Raw genomic sequence first — 18,543 nt, forward strand, 5'->3', positions numbered from 1 at the left:
ATAGGCTCATTAATTTGGGCCTATCGACACCTTTTTAGTTATACGTTATACGTTAATTTTTGCCTACTATAAGCGAATTGGAATATGTACAAGCACAAAGGCTTTACGCTTATTGAAGCTCTGGTAGCAAGCATGATCCTTTTTGCTGTCATCACATCTATGTCGATGCTTTATCAAAGCACAATTAAAGCAGAGCTCAAAGCCAAGCAATCTATCGAATACTCAAGTGCAATCCCTTTTATTCTTGACCAGATCCGTTACCAAATCCGCTATGAGAGGATTGACAATGGAGAGGGGTACGCCCAAGGAACTTATTATCATTGGAATGCATCGGAAATAGATAGAAAGGCAGGATACGTGCCTGAGGGATTGGAAGATGAGTATGGTGCCCAGCAACGTCGTTTTGTTTTATGGTCCGTTACGCTGACGGTCGAAAATCGGGCTCCTATTGTTTATAAGGAGTTTAGCTGGTGAAGGGGCAAAAAGGTTTTACCCTAGTTGAAATGCTAGTGGCTAGTGTCATCATGATGGCTGTTTTGTTGATAGCTAGCACTAGCTATAGCTTCTTTCATGATAGATGGTTTAAAGACAAGGGGCAGTTTTATCAGTTGGTCGTTGAGAAAAAAAGCCAATTAATGATGCTCGATGTTCTAAACGGCACATTACCATATCTAGTCAGGGGGAAGGGTAAAGCTTCTTACTTTTTCGAAGGTGATGGGCAGCAGTTTGAGGCCGTGACCGAACTACCTATTTTTGGTACTGATCCAGCACTAGTTCAGTTATCTGTACAGGCTGTCGGAGATGGTACATTCCAAGTCATATACAAAGAGGCGCCAATACTCAATTCATCTTTTGCACTTGATTCCTCCAAGCCTGACTTTAAGTATGAAAAGGTTCTATTTGAAGGGCTGGAAATAGCAGGTTTTCGATATTTGGGGTGGGAAAGCTTAGAGGATAAAAACCTATACCTAGATGAATTTGAAGGGAAGCCTCAATGGAACGATGCCTATAGCGCACAGGCTGTAAAGACGATGCCTGTCGCTATCGCTCTTACAATAGGTGACGAAGTATTGCGATTTCTGCTTCCAGAAGATAACAGTTACATGCTCAATTTCTCAACTGACACATGGGATGAAGCGTAGTGAACTTTTTCTACACTAAGCAGTCCGGCGTTGCCTTACTGCAAGTTTTACTAATGAGTGCTGTGATTAGCGTACTCGCTTTGCAAATGAGTTATTCGGCAAAAGATAAAGTATCTATCGCTCAGGTCATACAGGATAAAGTTATGGCTGAGGTTGCGATAAGAACCATGGAGTCTGAATTACTTTTTGCCTTGTCAACGGCTCGTTGGGCCAAAGACGAACAACACGAAAACAAATTGGCTCAGATATGGAATTTTTATGGTTCTCCTTTTGAGTATGAAGATATTGGAACAATCACAATCCAAGATAATTCAGGGCTGATTTCAGTGTTTAACGGAGGGGACCGCTCAACTGTGGAGAGAGCATTTGAGCGCTTACTAGGCAGTAAGCATCAGGCTAGAGTTGCACGTAATGCTCTGATTGATACGCAAGGTTTCCAGAGTTCGACGAATGGGGTTGGCATAAGTGGTCAGTTTTTTCAAAGCCGACAAGAAATGTTGCGAGCTTTGAAAGAGTTAGGAATACCTTCTTCAAAGGCGGAAGTGTTTACACGTATTCCTTATAGTGCCTATTTACCATTACAGGCCCCAGACGAATCTTTAAAATTATGGTTGCCTGAACGCCAAGCAAAGGCCGTGATCGAATCGAGACAGAATGGCGAACTTACACCTCAACTATTTACCCAGCTTACGGGGTTGCGGAAAAGTGATTATATGCTGTTTTACCCTAGTGGCCGTTTTATTATTACGTTGAAGAAACAAATTGGAGATGCTCGAGTGCAGAGGAAAATGTTCATCAATGTGTCTCCCACAAATAAATCCCAACCCATTTGGAGTTTTGGAGTCGAAGGGTAGTGAAAAAAGAAAAGTTTCAGTTGGATACTCTATTGGGTGTGTTGTTTAAATACGTCACGCCGGAGTCAGTCGGTGAACATCAAGAGCGTTCGGGGGCGAAAAGGCCTGTTTATGTACTTAATCGAGAGTTATACCGAGAGCAAACACTGACGTTGCCAGTGATGGAGCACAAAGCCCTCAAGCAGGCTATTAAATTTGAGCTTCAAGGAAAAGAAGAGCATGGTTTATACGTTGTAAATCAGAATTCTAACAACTCGATTACTGTGGATATATATTGGATCGCCCCATCCCTAAATGAGCTTACCGGTGTATTAATTCCCGAGAGCCTCATTATTGGTCGCTCGATAAAAGAAGGGGAGTTTGTTCGGTATCAAAATGGCAGTAATTTGGTTTACTTGGCAAAGAATAGTAAAGGGATATTTTCAAAGCTTTCGGCTGGTATGTTTGCTAATGCGGAGTATTTTTGTGCTGCGCATGGTATTGCTGCCTTAGAATCTCGACACATAGAGGTGGTTGAGTTTAGTAAAATCCTAAACGAAAACTGGTTCCGCTTACCTTGGCATAAATGTATGGGCTTGTGGCATCAAGCTCCGGGAAGTGATGAGTCTCTTTTTGATAGATTGAGTAAAGCTGTCTTTCCATTTTCTCTTCTATTTACCGTTTACTTGTTACTTAGCTCTGCCTTTGTGAGTATGCAAATGAATTCTGCTTCTGATGAGCTTAGCGATTTAAAGGCTAATGTTGGTAGTGCCTTAAAGGTTCGAAATGAAGTCAGAAATTTGGATGAACACTTGCATAAGCTCTCTGTTGTACAAAATGCAGTGCAAACAAGATGGGAGCTATGGCCAGTCTTAGTCCCTCTATACGAAATGGGGAGCCAAATTGAGCGAATTACGGTGGTGGATGATTTAGTCAATATTCGTGTTAGAGCTGACTCATCGAGTGCAGTTCTACAAAACTTAATTAATAACGTGAACGTTTCATCTGCAAAGTTCAGCGGTCCTGCGAGAAAGGTGCGTGATAAAGAAGTTGTTAACGTTGAGGTTAAGCTGGCTCAGAAGGTAGAGAGATGAATACAGAACAGTATAAGAAGTACTTGCCTTGGCTCAGCTTACTTGTGATCGCCAAATTTCTGTGGGTACCTGTACTTGAAAGCCGAAATGAGCATCGAGAAGGGTTAAGTGCACTTCAAAGTCAGATTATCAAGACGCAAGAAGTCATCAACAACAAAGATGCATTCGAACTACAGAAAACGTCTTTGGAGCGAGCCATCGAGAAAGTTGAGCATAGGTTTTACCATTCAGATGATGAATCTGCTTTTCGACTTGAGTTTCAAAAACGGCTTGAAGTCGAGGCTCAGGCGCTTGATGTCAAAGTTCAGTCTATTACCTGGTTGGAGCCAATTAGAGATGAAGTTGTGAGCTGGTATAACTTGGAGGTTGTACTTTCCGGTTCAGTTGATGACATCGCGGCATTCCATCGTTATTTAGCACAAAGCAAAGAACAAGTCGCAATATCGAGTTTTAGCTGGAGAACTCCAAATACAAGAGGTCGTAATTGGCAATGGTCCATACAGAGTAACTACAAACTCGCGGTACCAGTATTAGAAGGAAAGGAAGTATGAAAGCGATTTTGACGACGCAATCTCTATCTTGGGCTATTCCTCTAGTTTTACTGGCCGTTATTATTGATATTACCATTTCTCCTAAGGTGGCAGTTCAAAGCTATGGGGCTCGTTCGCTAACGCATAGAGACGTTTCGTATGTAGAGAAGTCGACGCCAAAGAGTGAAGAGGTCAGTTCTTTGCTCGCTCACTTTGCATCGATTAACCCCTTAAAAGCTAAAGAATCAGAAGAAGTTATTGATGGTAAAGCTGAGGTTGAAAGTTCAGAGAAGGCTCTTGAAGCTGGTGAGAAAAAAATCATGTCTTCAGCTATTCGACTCTCCGCTGTTTTTGAGCAAGAGAACTCAATGTTTGCTGTAATTCAACTTCGCAATTTAGAAACGGGAGAGGTGTCGAGAGAGGTACTAAAGGACAACTCTGTTTTGTCAAACTACAAAGTGAGTCATATAGGTAGAGATAGGATTGTTCTTGATAGCTACGGGGCTGATGTACTCGAATTGGTATTGTTTAAGCAAAACTGAGTAATAAGAACGATATTAAAGTTGTGGAACTTATCCGCAACTTTTTCTTTCTTAAGTTAGTAAAGGTTTGTGATGTCTAGTCGAGCATTTATTACTAGCTTAATGTTTCTGCTTGTTCTTTGACAGTTGTAACCTTGCCGTTTTTAATCATTACGTGCATAATTTGCCAGCTTTTGTGCTTATATCGAGTTGAATCGCAATTTTCTCTCTATTGGGTACATATGTGATTAATTCAATGTGTCTAACCTATAGGTGAGTTTGATGTTACTGCGAAACGGTGGTTATTCGCTTGCCTCAGGGCGGTAGCGTAGGCAAAGAATGTGGCTGTAAGTAAGCTGCGTGTACAAAGGTAGTGCTTTATAAGTTACTGATTTAAAGGAAGTGTTCGTGATAAGTAAACGAGTTTTGTTGAATGTGATTAGTACTCTAGGTTTAAGCTTGTATTCTATCTCGGCTTCGGCGGATTATTATGCAGGAGTATTAGCAAGTTACTCTAACGCAGAATATAAGCAACCAGCTTCTACTCTAGAAGCAAACCCTTATGTTCTGCAAGGGCAGCTGGGCTATTTTTTCAATGATTATCTGGCCTTAGAGGCTCGTTATGGTACTTCAATACAACGAGATAACAACCTCAATATTGATAGCATTACCAGTGCGTTTACTAAGTTCAATATTCCGGTTTCAAATCGCATTGCAGTTTATGGCTTAGCTGGCTATTCATTTTTGCAAATGGATCAACAAAACGTCGGATCTAATTCAGAAGAAAGTTTCAGTTTTGGTCTAGGTATGCACTACGCCTTAGATACAAACAATGCCGTTACATTCGAGTTTGTAGATGTATCTTCACATAACACTGCTCGTCTCAATACTATTAGTATTGGATTTCAACACCGATTCTAATTTTAAGTAGACAAAAGCTTCATGGCGACGAATGTTGCTAGATCGCAAACGCCCTTGCTCTTATTTTTTCATCCCATATAACTAAAGCGACCCATCATGCTTAAAGGATATATCTCTCTTGCTATAGCTCTACTAGTAGGCCTATTTGCATCAGTCAGTTATGCAGCCACTCCAACACCTGAACAGATCCAAATGTTCCAAAGTTTACCAGCAGATCAACAGCAAGCTTTGGCTACGAAATACGGGTTTGCCATCCCTTCGGGTTTTTCTCAACCTAGTTCATTTCAACAACCTGATGTAATTAAACCTAGAGCGGAAGAAAGTTCAGCATTTTCTACAGCAATGGAAAAAGAATTTGGTAAAAATCCAGACGACGAAGAGCTAAAACGTTTCGGGTTAGAGTTATTCGCAGGTTCGCCAACTACATTTGCACCTATTAGTGATGTTCCAGTACCCGCAGATTATACTATTGGGGCAGGTGATGAGATTATTGTTCAATTATTCGGTAAAGATAATGTTACTCATCGTTTGAGAGTTAACCGAGCTGGCATAATTAATTTTCCGTCTTTAGGGCCTGTGAGCGTTGCAGGTATGAGTTTCTCAGAGATGCGCGCGTCACTAAGCAAAAGAGTCGAAGAGCAAATCATCGGGGTACGTAGTGATATTTCCTTAGGGGAAATGAGGACTATGCAAGTATTTGTGATGGGCGATGCATACAAACCCGGGGCTTACACGGTTAGCGCTTTGACTACGATATCACAAGCTATTTACTACAGTGGTGGCTTTGGTGAAAGCGGTGCTTTGCGAAATATTAAGTTGAAGCGAGATGGTCGAGTTATCAGTCAGTTAGATATGTATGACTTACTCTTGAAAGGTGACTCAAGTCGAGATGTACGTTTAATGTCTGGCGATGTCGTATTTATCGGCTCTGTTGGCAACACGGTCAGTATTGATGGTGAAGTTAATCGCCCAGCAATTTATGAGATCAAACCAGGTGAATCTTACGAACAAGCTATTAAATATGCAGGCGGCTTTACTGCAAATGCATATTCTGAGCAAGTTGAAGTAAGAAGGTATGAGTCAAAAGGTAATAGAGAGGTTCTCTCTCTTGACTTTTCAATTCCCTCTCAACGCAAAATTCAAGCAAAAGATGGTGATGAAGTTAATGTGCATAAAAAAAGCGAGGAACTAACTCGCTATGTACAAATAGAAGGTGATGTTAAACACCCTGGCTTTGTAGAATGGAAGTCTGGCCTAAAGGTTGCAGATTTGTTCCGTTCGGTTGATACGGCTTTTAACTCTACAGCAGATATCAACTACGCAGTTGTCGTTAGAGAAATTAACCCACAGCGCGATATTAAAGTACTCCAGCTAAACCTTGCAAACGCTATTTTATCACCAAATAGTTCCGACAATATTACATTAAATTCTCGAGATCGAGTTTTAGTCTTCAACAGATTCAACAACGAAGATCTTGATGCTGTTGTTGAGAATGAAGTAGTAAATAAAGCCAAGACACTAGAGCAAGCTCAAGAGAAAGCAGAGCTTGAGCAACAAAAAGAGCAAGAACAGGTGAGCTCGTCAGTTACGATTGGCTCTAACCAAAACAACATTCTTAATAAAGACAACACAAACAACGCTAATCCCAACGGTAAGAATAATCTTCAATCAAGAGAACCGTTACCTAAGATCATCTTTAGAGGTAAAGAAATTACTCAAGAAGATTTTGAAAAGATAAAAATGAATACTCGCAGAACGTTGTTAGCACCTATTTTGTTGCAATTGCAGCAACAATCACGGTTAGGGTTAGCACCGCAAATAGCTGAAGTTTTTGGTGAAGTAAAGCATCCAGGCCGATACCCAATCACTCAAACAATGAAAGTATCTGACTTAATTGCAGCAGCAGGTGGTTTGACATATAACGCATTTACTATCAATGCAGAGCTAGCAAGAAGTATTGTAAACGATCTAGATGAAAGTGCTTCTATATCAGTAGAAAGAATTGATCTTCGAAGCGCTATCCAAGGTGACGTTTCTAGTGATGTAAAAGTTGTAGGTAGAGATAGACTTAATATTCTAGAAAAGCCTAATGTTAATTTGCAAAGTACAGTTGTACTGCAAGGTGAAGTTCGTTTTCCTGGGACCTATACCGTTAGCCAAGGTGAAACTTTGGGTAGTCTGTTAGCTAGAGCTGGTGGTCTTACTCAATATGCACATCCTCAAGGAGCTATTTTTACTCGAGAGGCATTGCGTTTACAAGAGCAGAAGTTATTAGATCAATATGCAGCAGATATAAGAGCTGAAACTGCTAAGAAAACTTTCCGTGCAGATAGCAATATTGGTTCAGTTATCTCTGACCCAGATAAAACACTGAAGTTTGTTGAAGAGGCGAGCAAAAATAAGGCTCTCGGAAGAATGGTTGTACAGCTTGACAGAATCATAGCTAAGGATAAATCTGCTGATTTTGTGCTCGAGGATGGCGACTTTCTATTTATACCAACATTCCGCAATACGGTCTCTATTATGGGAGAAGTTCAAGTCAGCATAACATACTTACTTGATAATCGTTTAGATGTAGATGATTACATAAACAAAGCTGGTGGCGTTAAGAAACAAGCTGATGAAGATCGTATTTTCGTAGTACGTGCAGATGGCTCAGTGTATAAGCCAAGTTCTGGCTACTGGTTTGGTAATGACAAGCAGGAATTGAAGCCTGGTGATACGATCGTTGTTCCAATTGACACCGATTACAGAGATGCACTAAGTACTTGGACTGCTGCGACACAGATCCTATATCAAACAGGTGTAGCGATTAACGCACTCAAGTAATAAATAATTAGATCAAAGAATAAAATTGAGAGACGGGGGGAGTAATCTCCCCTTTGGTATAATGGAAAAAAATCAATTTGAAGTGGATATTAGTGAACTAGTTCGATTGCTCTGGAAACAAAAGTGGTTGATTATTTCAATTACATTTACTTTTGCAGTTGCATCGGTGTTGTTTGCTATTTCAAAACCAAACATCTATAAATCTGAAGCAGTGTTGTTCCCTGTTACTGATAACTCTACAAGTTCCGCAATGGGGCAGTTAGGTGGTTTAGCTGCATTAGCGGGTTTTGGTGGGCAGGAAAGCTCAAAACAAGCGATCGCATTGGAAGCATTGCGTTCGAGAGCTTTTTTAGGATCTTTTATCGAACGACGTGACATCTTAATTCCATTAATGGCAATTGATAGCTGGGATGCATCTGCAAAACGAATCGTTATTGATCCAGAAATATACGATGAATCAACAGGCGTTTGGACTCGTTCAGTCAGTGAAGGAAAGTTGCCAAAGCCAACTAAGCTTGAAGCAATTAAGTTCTTTAACGAATTGTTATCAATTGACTCCAATAAAGTAAGTGGCGCTACGATTATTTCATTAACAAATCAGTCTCCAGATCTAGCAGAGCAATGGTTGACGTGGTTGATCTCTGATCTAAATGAATGGATGAAGAATAAAGATATTAACCAAGCTAAGAAGAATATTGAATATTTGGATAAGCAGCTGAAGTTGACTAACCTCTCTGAAATGCAAAATGTTTTTTATCAGCTTATTGAAGAACAGACTAAAAAATTAATGCTAGCTGAAGCTCAAGATCAATATATATTTGAAGTGATTGATCCTCCAGTAGTACCAGAAGAAAAGGATAGTCCTAGCCGGGCAATAATTTGCGTCTTAGGTACATTGATTGGTGGTATTCTTTCTATATTCATTGCATTAATTAGAATTGCAGTAAAAAGAAAACATGCATAGCATAGATCTAGCACCGAAAAAGCTATTAGAGGCACATATGTGCCTCTTTGCTCTCTTTGCACCTTTGTCAGTGACACAATGGAATAAAATTTTTTTAGTTATTTTATTCCTTTCCTCATTATTAGCATTTTCATACTACTTAATTAATTCAAGAACAGTTAGTTTTGAAAAATACCCTGTATTCGTTTGCCTTTCATTTTCTTCCGTTTTTATTATCTCACTTTTTAGTATATTAATTAGTCGAGATTACTTGGTAGCGGAGTATTTGAGAACAGTAATCATAGGCAGGATGTTTACATTTTTTGCTCTTATGCTGAATGTTATTATCTTTCTTCTTTGGTTCTCGAATGCAACAGAGTCTTCCTTAAAGAAATTTATGAAATTAGCCTTGCTAAGTACGCTAGCTTTTATCGCTCTTGGTTACTGGCAAGTCATTGGTAAATTCTTGGGTATCCCATTCTTTATTGAAACACGAGACTGGATGCATGGTGTCCCTGCAGCTTTGAGAACTGTGTTTCCTTCTCGTGTGACTTCGATCGCTGAAGAGCCAAACTATTTATCACCCATCCTAATGGAGTCCCTGATTCTTATTAGCTTTTTGGTAAGACATAGCTTCTCAAGAATAGCGTTATTGTTGTTATCATTTGTTATTGTAATACTCTCTTTCTCTGGTGGGGCATATGTAAACTTTGTCCTATTACTAGGATTTGTATTCGTATTTACTTTTCTAAAAACAGTTCTAACGGGTAAAACAAGAATAAGTCACTTTTTCATACTTGTTCTTGTCATGGTATTAGTACTATTTCTAATATACGTAGGTACTATTTTAATTGAATTTATCTATTATAAGATGTCGACAGAAGCCTCTGGTGGATCTTCTCGTAGCCAATTTATGATATCTTTTGTTCAATTAATAGCAGAGTCAAACTACACACAGCTTATCTTTGGACACGGACTTGGCACAATGTCTGTTCTTGATGAGTTTGGTATGAAGAGTGAAGATTACTTATTTAGGATAACTAACAACTATATCTTAGACATGTTTTGGGAAAGTGGAGCGATAGGTGTCCTTATGATATTTACGTTCTTCATGTCACTGTTCTATCCTTGCTTTAAGTATGGATTTACCTCTACAAAGTATTTTCTTGGTGGCTTGTTAACCTTTCATCTTCTAATTGCATCTACTTATCGCTCTGAGTACCTTAGTACTCACTTTGCCTGGGTCGTATTTTTAATACTATGTATTTATAAATTGGCAGAGCTCGAAAGAGCAGAAAAACTAATTAGTAAAAAATAAATAATAGAGTTGAATATGAAATTAGTGACTATTTATATTGTTACTCATAATCGAAGTCAACTGCTCAAACGAGCAATTGAATCTGCTTATAACCAAACTTACAAAAACATCGAAGTTATCGTGGTAGATGATGCGTCAACAGACGATACCCAAGGTGTAATTAAACAGATGCAAACGACTTATCCATTAAAATACTTCAGAAACGATGAAGGGAGAGGCGCTTGTTACTCTCGAAATGTTGCATTGAACGCTGCATCGGGTGAGTTGATTACAGGTATGGACGATGATGACTACTTTGGGGTATCCCGTGTAGACGATTTAGTCGATGCTTATGAGGACAAGTATTCTCTAGTTTGTGCAAACATTATTGAAGTTACCACAGACAAAGAAATTCATCGAAAATTTGGGTTCGAGCAAGGTGAGTTTGAGCTGAATAACCTAATGTATCAAAACTTGGTTGGAAACCAGATGTTAACCAGCGTTGTTAAGCTAAAGGCTATTGGCGGTTTTGACGAAGCGATGCCAGCATTTCAAGATTACGACACTTGGGTAAGGCTTGTAGACCGATTTGGTAAAGGTTACAAAATTGATAAATACAACTACTACCTAAATACCGAGCATGCGGGTGAGAGAATCTCAAGTTCGAATGATCGTAAAACGAGAGGTTTTGAACTGTTTTTCGATAAGCATCAAAACAAAATGAATGCCGCTCATAAAAAATCAATGGAAATCATGAGATACAAGGTGACAGGAGAAATGCTCCCTCTTTTGACTATGGTTCGATTGATTTCTCGTGATAACTACAAGTCTGCACTTTCACTTTTCTTGAAGCAGCGAAATTTGAGAAAGTAAAAATGGAAAAGGTTACGTTTTTAGTTGCTGCTTATGGTGATCGATTGCTCAACGTTCCTGACATCTTTCTGAAGCAGAGGGAAGAAGTGTTTTACGTTGTCGTTTCCCAGTGCACCTCAAAGTCCACTCAAGACGAATTTCTCAAGAAAATCTCACACCGTAGCGATGTGTTTTCTGTATTTTCAGATGAAACTGGTGTGGCAAAAAGTAGAAATCTAGCGATAAAGCACATTCCAAATGATGCAAGTTATGTTTTCTTCCTTGACGATGATGTTGAGTTAGAAGAACTTGCTTACGAGAGAGTTGTTCAGGCTTTTTCGAGGAATGACTACGAAGTTTTGACTTTCTCTGTGTCAGACCTAACGGGGAGTAGGTTGATCAAAAACTATGCAGACAAAGAATTTAAACATAATAATATCTCCATCTTGAAAGTTGGAACGATTGAGATTGCAGTTAAAGCCTCTGTATTAATAGACAAGTCCCATCTCACTTTTCCTGAAAATCTTGGGGCTGGCGCTAAATACCCTCTTTGTGATGAACCAGTATTCTTGAGTCGATTGAGGAAATCTGGATGTCAGTTGGGTTTTGTTCCTGAAGTGATTACTCGACATCCACTAGAGTCATCAGGTAAAGAAATAAAAAACAGCAATGAGATGATGGCTAGAGGTATCGCTTTTCGAGAAATCTTTGGTAGCTTGAGTTTAGTACTCAACTTTGCGTTTTTTTTGAAATCTTTTAAAAAGATACGTTATAGCAAGCTGTTAGCGTTGCGCGATATATATAAAGGTTATTTTTTATCATGACCAAGTTTATTAAGTAGTTTAAAAAATGAACTCAACAAAAAAAGCACTGAGAAATACAGCTTGGTTATTTAGTGAAAAAATAATAACTTTAGCGATTACTTTTTTAATAAATATCTTCCTAGCTAGATATTTAGCGCCTGAACAGTTTGGTCAATATAACTTTATTGTTTCTTTTTTAGCTCTTTTAGCTCCTTTCACCTCTCTTGGTCTTAATGCTCTTGTTACGCGAGAAATCGTAAATGGACGCAGCCAGTACGAGGTGCTGTGCTCATCATTTTTATTACGAGTGATCGGTGGGGTCGTTGGGGCAACGATCGCTGTTATTGGTATTTTGATTTGGCAGAGTTCTATAGAGCTCGTCGATCCGAAATGGTTGATTGTTGCTGCAGTTATAAATATTTCATCTGCCCTTTACGTTATTGAGTTTTACTTTCAAGCTGAAGTAGCATCCAAATATCTCGTTTTTATTCGAGTAGCAACATTGACAATTTCTAGCGTTGCTAAATTGGTTGGTATTTTGTTCAAAGCCGAGCTTAGTTTCTTTATTTGGGTATTTTTTATTGAGCTTGTTATACGCGGCGTGCTGTATGTATCTAGTTATATTTACTACAATAAACGTTTTTCTGAAGCCGTAACGCTCAAACATTTTTCTTGGAACAAACCATACGCCCTGTCTCTACTGGATCAATCTAAATGGTTGGTGTTATCTGGTTTTATGTCTGTTGTTTATCTTAAAATAGACCAGTTAATGATTGGCCAAATGATAGGAGCGACAGAACTCGGGATCTACTCTGTTGCTGCTCGTTTGTCTGAAGTTTGGTATTTCTTCCCATTGGCTTTAACGACCTCTTTCTTTCCTAAATTGCTAAAAGCTCGGGATGATAAAGAAAGATACAACTTCCAACTCGAACAACTATGCGGTGTACTGCTTTGGATGGCGATAGTGATCGCTATCGCGGTGTCACTGTTGGGCGGATGGCTTGTGCCGCTAGCTTTTGGTGAGCCTTATGCCCCAGCTGCACCTATTCTAACCATTCATATTTGGGCTGGTTGTTTTATCTTTATGCGCGCATTATTGAGCAAATGGCTCATAGCCGAAGGATTGCTAAAGTTCTCTTTGTTTACTCATGGTATCGCAGCAATTGTTAACGTTGTGCTCAACTACTTCCTTATCCCTAAGTTTGGAGGAGAGGGCGCCGCAATTGCCACACTTATCTCATATGCTAGCGCGAGTTATTTCGTTCTTTGGTTCCATCCAAAGACACAAATTATGGCGTTAATTATGACCAAATCTGTATTTATGCCTGCAACATACTGTATTAGGAAATTTAAATGAAAAGCCTGTTATTGAAGCTTCTAAGTAAAAATACAAAAAATCGTATTAAGACGTTCATTGAAAATACAAGAGCAGGCTTGATCCGTACAATGTCAAAAACCAGATTTACCTCTTCTCTTTACTACACGTTCTTCAGCACACAGTTCTACAGAGAGCACCAGTCGGTTCTGAAAGGTAGTTTGAAGTACCATGATGACAATGCCAAAGCGAGAGACAGTCGAGTTCTTTTAAGACGAAATGTACACCGTCTTGAAAAGGGCTTGATTATGCGTCCAAGAAGAGACGTATTTGCTACTCGTTACATTCAAGAAACCGTTGACGCTTTTGTTGTTGCTTGCAACAACCAACAACTTAATAAAGAAGAGTTGGATTGGTGTGTGAGCGTAATTAGTCATTTCTTTGAAATTGCGGGTAAAGACACTGATATTGATAAAGCAAAAGTTGATTACTTCGCGTGTTTAGAGAAAGTTCAATCTCTAGATGAGCTAACGATGCGTTCAATTCCCTATGCGAAAAACGCAAGTGAAGTTTCAGAAATTACAACAGAGCAGTTAGAAAAACTGTTTAAACAACGCCGCTCAACCCGTTGGTACCTTGAGCAGCCAGTTGAAATGGAGAAGATCGAGCGCGCAATGACAATTGCAAAACAAGCGCCTTCTGCATGTAACCGCCAACCATTTAAGTTTCATGTTGTAACCGACAAAGACATGGTGAATAAAGTTGCCGATAGCGCTATGGGTACTGTTGGTTTTGGGCATAACTTCCCAATGATTATTGCTATCGTTGGAGACCTTTCTGCATACCCAGCAGAGCGAGATCGTCACGTTATTTACATTGATGGTTCATTGGTGGCAATGCAATTCGCTCTAGCACTGGAAACAATGGAGCTAAGCTCTTGTATGATCAACTGGCCAGATGTAGAAGACCGTGAAAAGAGACTTGAAAAACTGCTAGGCTTAGAGTCTCACGAACGTACGGTTATGCTGATGTCAGTAGGTTATGCAGACCCAGAAGGCTTTATCCCGTTCTCTCACAAAAAAGACAACTCAGATTTAATAAAGGTAGTGAAATAATGATCGTTGAAATTAAAGGTGTTCAATTTGTTAACAAAGGCGCGGAGCTTATGTTGCACGCTGTTATTCAAAAATTGAATGAGTTTGATCCGAGTGCAGAGATTGTTTTGGCACCTAATGGTAACTCGCCATATAAAGCGCGTGCTGAGGTCAACGCTTATCAGAAACTGTCTTTGAAAAAGCGCTTTTTGGACTTAAACGAGTTGTCTTACCACCTACCGACAAAAATTAGAAAGTGGCTAAAAACCAATTGGGGTATTGTGACAGAAGCAGATGTGGATGTGGTGCTGGATGCATCTGGTTTTGCTTATGGTGATCAATGGCCGACTAAACACTTAGAAGCGGTAGCTAAAGAAGTTAAGCGACTAGCAAAACACAACAAAACATTCATTTTCATGCCTCAAGCACTAGGCCCGTTTGCTGACCCAGAAAAACAAGCAGCAGTAAAAGATGGCTTTAGTAAAGCGGCATTGATTTTTGCTCGCGAGCAGAGCAGCTTTGATGGTATTCGACCTCACCTTGAAGATACATCCAAGTTAAAAATTGCGCCTGACTTTACGAACCTAGTGAAAGGTGAGCTTGAAGAAGATTACGCGAAATACAACAACACTGTGTTTATCATCCCTAACTACAATATGGTAAACGAGCGCAATACAAATACGACTTGGAAATCACGTTACCTAGACTTCTTAGTAGAGTCTGTGGAAAACATTGTCGAGCTAGGTTACACGCCAGTACTTTTAAACCATGAAGGCAAACACGATGGCGAGCTTTGTGAAAAAGTCAAAGCGGCAACTCCTCATCCGATTGAAATTATTCAAGAGACTAATCCTTTAAAAGTGAAAGGTTTGATTGGTTCAAGCCGAGGCATTATTTGCTCTCGCTTCCATGGCTGTGTAAGTGCATTAACTCAAGGTATTCCTTGTGTAGGTACGAGCTGGAGCCATAAGTACGAGAACCTTTTTGCTGAATACAACCGTGCCGAGTTCTTAGCAAAGCCGGAATGGTCAAAAGAAGAGCTCAAGGCTGCATTAAACTCATCTATCTCGACGGTAAAAGAAGAGAGCTACAACACTAAAATTGCTGAGTACAAAGCTCAAACAAAAGCAATGTGGGATGAAATTTTTAAGAAAATTAAATGATAGCAATTATCCTCAGAAGTGTTCTGGGGATAACCTCTAGTTTAATTAACTTGTATAAGTATGGATGATTAAAAAGTCAGTATAATGCAAAAGAGCCAATCCCTTGTTTCTATAATCATGCCTTCATATAACTCTGATGGCACCATTTTAGAAAGCATTCAAAGTGTACTATCCCAAACTTATAAAAACTGGGAGCTTATAATAGTAGATGACAGATCTACCGATAATACTTGGCAAGTCATTCAAACATATGCTGATAAATACGATAACATTCGTGTATATCAGAACAAAGAAAACCTAGGTGCAGGAGCGAGCCGGAATTTTGCTATAAAAAAAGCAAAAGGCCGCTTTATTGCTTTTTTGGATTCTGACGACCTTTGGACAGAAGACAAACTAGCAGAGCAAATTCCATTCATGCTGGAGAATAACTACCCACTCACATACACTCACTACAGCCGTTTTACTAGTGAAGAAGAGCTGAGTGTTGTAACTGCTCCCGAATATACAACGTATAAAAAACTTATGTACAGTAATGTTATCGGGTGCCTGACCGCCGTTTATGATACACAGGCACTCGGTAAGCGCTATATGCCTCTTATTCGTAAACGTCAGGATATGGGATTGTGGTTAGATATACTGAAAGATACTCCTAAAGCGTACTGTCTACCTAAGCCATTAGCAAAGTATCGGATGGATAGTGGTATGACAGCTAACAAATTTAGCGTTTTGTCATATCAATGGAAGTTTTACAGAGACGTAGTAGGCTTGAGCTTGCCAAGAAGCCTATTTACATTTTCTGTCTACGCCGTTAAAGGTACGATGAAACACCGAACTAAGCGCAAATCTTAGTTTCCTTAATCCTCGATAGAGCTTACAGAATATACACACAAAAAGAGCAGCGACCGTAAGGCGCTGCTCTTTTTTATACCTGTGATCCGTTCGATTAACTTCGCCGTGTTTTAGCGACCCATCCCAAATAACACCGTTTTGACTGTAAGGAAAAGAATCTTCACTTCCATCATCCAGTTTTGGTGTTTGATGTAGTAGACATCGTATTTATGCTTCCAAATAGCGTCTTCTACCGATGCGCCGTAAGGGTATTTTACTTGAGCTAGGCCAGTTACCCCAGGTTTAACGGCGTGACGAAAGCGATAGTAAGGAATGGCTTTTTCCAACTCAGAGATGAACACTTCACGTTCTGGGCGAGGGCCAACCATCGACATCTCTCCCTTTAGTACGTTGATTAACTGAGGGAGCTCATCAATGCGAGTTTTACGAATAAAACAGCCGACTTTCGTTACGCGCGCGTCATTTTTTGTTGCCCATTGGGCTCCGTTCTTTTCTGCATCGTTTCGCATCGAGCGAAACTTAATCACTTCAAACTCTTCATTATACTGGCCGGTACGACGCTGTTTAAAGAATACCGGACCTGGCGATTCAAGCTTAATGAGTAGTGCCGTAATAAGCCCTACTGGAATAGCAACCCATGACAGCATGAAGACAAACAACAGATCGATGAAGCGTTTTTGCCAGCTGTTCTTGCGATTAGAAAGGATAGAAAAAGCTTTTTGGTGTAAGAAGTAGCCGCTGTGCAAAAGCTCAGTTTCAGTATATCCGAGTGAACGGTCAAAATAGCTCACTAATGGCTCAACCCAAGCACCTAGCTCTGTCGCCGCGACAAGAAACGCTTGCTGTTCAGGATCTAGATGCGAGCTTTTGAAGTGGCAAAGCGTTTTGCTCTTGAAGTCTCTAAGAGAATAGTTATTAACCTGAGCATTAATCTCAGGATGCCTCTTAAGTACTTGAGCAATTTTTGCTTCGTCTTCTTTTGGACAGTAGATATAAAGGCAAGCATTTGATTCACTTGCGGATAACTCGTCCAATGCTGATGTTATGCTGATAGAATTATGCTTAGTTAATTCAGAAGCTTCTCGTTCTTGAAGCGTGTCGCTCATACTGTCTGTCATAGGAATGGAATAAGTTGTTATCGACTAGCCAATTGCTTACAAGTCGGCGATTATAATTTATTTCGTATAGAAATTATATCCCTGAATCCAGAACATGCTCATAACTTTGTTAATTTTCTTGAACCTGAGTCCTTGTTCATGACTTGTTTTTGAATCTTAACGTAATTATATCAATGAACTCGAAAAACTATGTTTGCGATATATTATATTGCATTGAAATTAAATGATTGTTCATTTCACTATATAACGCAGTTATATCCGAGGGTTATCAGTTGTTGATAAAGCGATCTTTTCGACTCCTGTTCACCATGAATAAGGTGAACTTCTTTCGGAGGAGTAGGGATACCAGAAACAAACTGTATTAAATCGTCCCTATCCGCATGTGCAGAGTAACCTGACATGGTATGTACTTGAGCCTCCACTCTAACGCGCCTTCCTTCAATCAGTATGTTCTCTTCTCCATCCTGAATTCGCCGACCTAACGTCCCTTCTGCTTGATAGCCTGCAAATAACACATCATTTCTTTTATCTGGCAGCAATGCTTCTAAATAATTGACGACACGTCCCCCTTCACACATACCAGAGGCCGCAACCACGATAGCAGCTTCTGCCGTGCTCGCGAGTCGATTGACGAGCTTTAAATGGTCAGTGTGGCTTTCGACGGTAATACATTGATCAAACGCAAGAGGGTGTCGGTGATGCTCGAGCCGCTCTTTCGCTTCAGCTCCCCAAAGCTTTTTAAATTGCCTATAGGTAGTAGTTACCTTTTTAGCCAAAGGAGAATCGAGAATAATAGGCAGAGAATCTTGCAAGGCGTGCTCATGAATAAGCTGTTCTATATCAAACAGTAACTCTTGAGTTCTCCCGACGCTAAAAGCAGGTATAACAATTACGCCACCATCCTGAAGTGCATGCTCAATAATAGAAAGCAATCGCCTACTGCGAGACTCAACATCTTCGTGAACTTTATTGCCGTATGTTGACTCGATAAACAAATAGTCAGCTTTTTCAGGCGATACCGGATCAGGTAGGAGAGGCGTGTTACGAGGTCCCAAATCCCCTGAGAACACAACAACTTCATTGTTTAATAAATGAAACTCAACATATGCAGACCCTAAAATGTGTCCTGCTGGTTGAAAGCGAAGAGAGGTATGTTCTTCTATGGCTTTGTTGCGTAATTCGATGGAACTAAATCAGGAAGTTACGATCTGATCGGTTACATCAGTTAATCATCGTAGC

Annotated in this window: 16 protein-coding genes and 2 pseudogenes; 16 read left to right on the plus strand and 2 right to left on the minus strand. The window is 39.8% G+C overall.

What is annotated here, in order from left to right; translation table 11 throughout:
* Positions 1–84: 84 nt before the first annotated feature.
* From R7Z49_RS20065 to R7Z49_RS20140, 16 genes and pseudogenes are all read left to right on the plus strand, one after another.
* Positions 85–474, plus strand: a complete 390-nt coding sequence (locus R7Z49_RS20065) for a PilW family protein (RefSeq protein WP_038864855.1) — start codon at positions 85–87, stop codon at positions 472–474.
* Positions 471–1,142, plus strand: coding sequence for a prepilin-type N-terminal cleavage/methylation domain-containing protein (locus R7Z49_RS20070; RefSeq protein ID WP_206949328.1), 672 nt, complete (start codon positions 471–473; stop codon positions 1,140–1,142). Before R7Z49_RS20065 ends, R7Z49_RS20070 begins: the two co-directional genes overlap by 4 nt.
* On the plus strand, positions 1,142–1,996 hold the full coding sequence (locus R7Z49_RS20075; RefSeq protein ID WP_318111961.1) for a hypothetical protein: 855 nt from the start codon (positions 1,142–1,144) through the stop codon (positions 1,994–1,996). The genes R7Z49_RS20070 and R7Z49_RS20075 overlap by 1 nt, the downstream gene beginning before the upstream one ends.
* Positions 1,996–3,069 carry a hypothetical protein gene (locus R7Z49_RS20080; RefSeq protein ID WP_206949326.1) on the plus strand — a complete coding sequence of 358 codons (1,074 nt, stop codon included), beginning with the start codon at positions 1,996–1,998 and terminating at the stop codon, positions 3,067–3,069. The genes R7Z49_RS20075 and R7Z49_RS20080 overlap by 1 nt, the downstream gene beginning before the upstream one ends.
* Positions 3,066–3,620, plus strand: a complete 555-nt coding sequence (locus R7Z49_RS20085) for a hypothetical protein (protein ID WP_206949325.1) — start codon at positions 3,066–3,068, stop codon at positions 3,618–3,620. The genes R7Z49_RS20080 and R7Z49_RS20085 overlap by 4 nt, the downstream gene beginning before the upstream one ends.
* Positions 3,617–4,141 (plus strand): hypothetical protein, encoded by a 525-nt coding sequence (locus tag R7Z49_RS20090; protein ID WP_206949324.1) that lies wholly within the window; start codon positions 3,617–3,619, stop codon positions 4,139–4,141. The genes R7Z49_RS20085 and R7Z49_RS20090 overlap by 4 nt, the downstream gene beginning before the upstream one ends.
* 387 nt (positions 4,142–4,528) lie before the next feature.
* Complete coding sequence (locus R7Z49_RS20095; protein WP_318111962.1) at positions 4,529–5,041, plus strand: porin family protein; 513 nt, start codon at positions 4,529–4,531, stop codon at positions 5,039–5,041.
* A 378-nt stretch (positions 5,042–5,419) separates the two neighbouring features.
* Positions 5,420–7,870, plus strand: a pseudogene (locus R7Z49_RS20100) (SLBB domain-containing protein); the annotation flags it as partial.
* Between the two features lie 61 nt (positions 7,871–7,931).
* Entirely contained in the window at positions 7,932–8,834 is a 903-nt protein-coding gene (locus tag R7Z49_RS20105; protein WP_074191953.1) for a Wzz/FepE/Etk N-terminal domain-containing protein, read from the plus strand.
* Entirely contained in the window at positions 8,827–10,131 is a 1,305-nt protein-coding gene (locus R7Z49_RS20110; RefSeq protein WP_318111964.1) for an O-antigen ligase family protein, read from the plus strand. Before R7Z49_RS20105 ends, R7Z49_RS20110 begins: the two co-directional genes overlap by 8 nt.
* 15 nt (positions 10,132–10,146) lie before the next feature.
* Positions 10,147–10,983, plus strand: coding sequence for a glycosyltransferase (locus R7Z49_RS20115; RefSeq protein ID WP_318111965.1), 837 nt, complete (start codon positions 10,147–10,149; stop codon positions 10,981–10,983).
* 2 nt (positions 10,984–10,985) lie between these two features.
* Positions 10,986–11,786 carry a glycosyltransferase family 2 protein gene (locus R7Z49_RS20120; protein ID WP_213966806.1) on the plus strand — a complete coding sequence of 267 codons (801 nt, stop codon included), beginning with the start codon at positions 10,986–10,988 and terminating at the stop codon, positions 11,784–11,786.
* A gap of 25 nt (positions 11,787–11,811) precedes the next feature.
* On the plus strand, positions 11,812–13,122 hold the full coding sequence (locus R7Z49_RS20125; protein WP_167415636.1) for a flippase: 1,311 nt from the start codon (positions 11,812–11,814) through the stop codon (positions 13,120–13,122).
* An 89-nt stretch (positions 13,123–13,211) separates the two neighbouring features.
* Positions 13,212–14,195: a nitroreductase family protein gene (locus R7Z49_RS20130; protein WP_262592323.1), complete on the plus strand. Its 984-nt coding sequence runs from the start codon at positions 13,212–13,214 to the stop codon at positions 14,193–14,195.
* Entirely contained in the window at positions 14,195–15,337 is a 1,143-nt protein-coding gene (locus R7Z49_RS20135; protein ID WP_206949319.1) for a polysaccharide pyruvyl transferase family protein, read from the plus strand. Before R7Z49_RS20130 ends, R7Z49_RS20135 begins: the two co-directional genes overlap by 1 nt.
* An 84-nt stretch (positions 15,338–15,421) precedes the next feature.
* Positions 15,422–16,186, plus strand: a complete 765-nt coding sequence (locus tag R7Z49_RS20140; protein WP_054579396.1) for a glycosyltransferase family 2 protein — start codon at positions 15,422–15,424, stop codon at positions 16,184–16,186.
* A 110-nt stretch (positions 16,187–16,296) separates the two neighbouring features.
* On the opposite strand, the gene R7Z49_RS20145 is transcribed toward R7Z49_RS20140, so the two are convergent.
* Together R7Z49_RS20145 and R7Z49_RS20150 are read right to left on the minus strand one after the other, a co-directional pair.
* Complete coding sequence (locus tag R7Z49_RS20145; RefSeq protein ID WP_017820724.1) at positions 16,297–17,304, minus strand: sugar transferase; 1,008 nt, start codon at positions 17,302–17,304, stop codon at positions 16,297–16,299.
* Positions 17,305–17,543: 239 nt separating this feature from the next.
* Positions 17,544–18,452: pseudogene (locus R7Z49_RS20150) on the minus strand (MBL fold metallo-hydrolase RNA specificity domain-containing protein); the annotation flags it as partial.
* Positions 18,453–18,543 lie beyond the last annotated feature (91 nt).

Origin of the sequence: Vibrio sp. 1562 (genome assembly GCF_033340155.1) — a bacterium.
In the GTDB taxonomy this organism is placed as follows: domain Bacteria; phylum Pseudomonadota; class Gammaproteobacteria; order Enterobacterales; family Vibrionaceae; genus Vibrio; species Vibrio alginolyticus.